Here is a 1370-nt window from a genome sequence, read left to right on the forward strand (position 1 = left end):
TACAGATTTAGAAAAACAAGTATATGAATTTTATGGGAAAAAATACCCCGAACAAGGACCACTAACAAAATGGATAATAAAAAACCTAAAATAATAACAATTGCGTCAATTAAAGGTGGCGTTGGTAAAAGCACAAGTGCTATTATACTTGCAACATTACTTGCAAAAGATAATAAAGTGCTTTTAATAGATATGGACACTCAAGCCTCAGTTACTAGTTATTTTTATAAAAAAATAATAGAAAGTGAATTTGATTTGCTTGAGAAAAATATATATGAGGTTTTAAAAGGAAATCAATTAGTAAATGATGCAATTATTAATGTTGACAATGGATTTGACTTGTTACCAAGCTACTTAAGTTTGCATACCTTTAGCGAAGAACCTCTGCCTTATAAGGAACATAGACTGAAAGATAGTTTCAAATATTTAAAATTTAAATATGATTTTATAATCCTTGATACCAATCCTCATTTGGATTCAACATTATCCAATGCTTTAGTTGTTAGTAAACATGTCATAGTGCCAATGACTGCAGAAAAATGGACTATTGAGAGTTTACAGCTCTTGGAGTTTTTTACAGATAAATTAAAGTTGAAGCCAAAAATATTTTTATTTGTAACAAAATTTAAAAAAAATAAAACGCACAAAGATTTATTAGAAATGTTGCAAAAAAAAGAAAAATTTTTAGGGATAATATCAGAGCGTGAAGATTTGAATAGAAGAATAGCAAAAAACGATAGATTTGATCTAGACAGAGATTATATAAAGGAGTATATTAACGTTTTAAATAAGTTTATTTCAAAAATATGAAATTTGTCCGATAGTTGGATGAATTTACTTAACAAAAATCATAGGAGTTTAATTATGGATGTAGGAATAAAAATAAATGATAGGGTAATATCAAAAAAAGAAATAAAAAAGGAATTAAATAGCAAGGATGAAATATTAAAACATTATAATTTATTAAAAGAACGTTTAAAATCTAATTTCCAAAAGGAAATTTATAATAAGATAGAAAGTATGAAGATTTTAAAAGAAATAAAAGATAATGAATACTACAAGCTTGATGGTTATAAAACTTTTGATGCTTTTATAAAAAATTATAAGTTAGCTAAAAGTCAAACTTACGAATATTTAAAGATAGCATCAGCTATAGAAAATGGTGTCATAGAAGAACTTTTTTTATTAGAAAATGGAATTAAAGAAACTATAATCTTTTTAAGGAATAGTAATTCAGATACAGTTAAAAAATCTAAACAAAACCCAATAAAGCCGTTAAGATTTCAACTTAAAAGTAAAGAAAGTTATGATTTTTACAAAAGTAATGCTAAATTTACGGGGTTTTTATTAGATGAACTTTTTGAAAGTCA

At 25.2% G+C, this 1370-nt stretch carries 3 protein-coding genes; all 3 read left to right on the plus strand.

The features are described 5' to 3' along the window. On the plus strand, window positions 1-94 hold a 94-nt coding region (locus tag BLO14_RS06045), incomplete at its 5' end, for a DUF226 domain-containing protein (RefSeq protein WP_143280340.1). Further along, complete coding sequence (locus tag BLO14_RS05870) at window positions 70-810, plus strand: ParA family protein (RefSeq protein ID WP_091974015.1); 741 nt, start codon at window positions 70-72, stop codon at window positions 808-810. The genes BLO14_RS06045 and BLO14_RS05870, both read left to right, overlap by 25 nt. Window positions 811-864: 54 nt before the next feature. Beyond that, a partial coding sequence (locus tag BLO14_RS05875; RefSeq protein WP_091974017.1) for a chromosome replication/partitioning protein occupies window positions 865-1370 on the plus strand: 506 nt, incomplete at its 3' end.

This window comes from Borreliella japonica, assembly GCF_900099615.1.
Taxonomy (GTDB): Bacteria; Spirochaetota; Spirochaetia; order Borreliales; family Borreliaceae; genus Borreliella; species Borreliella japonica.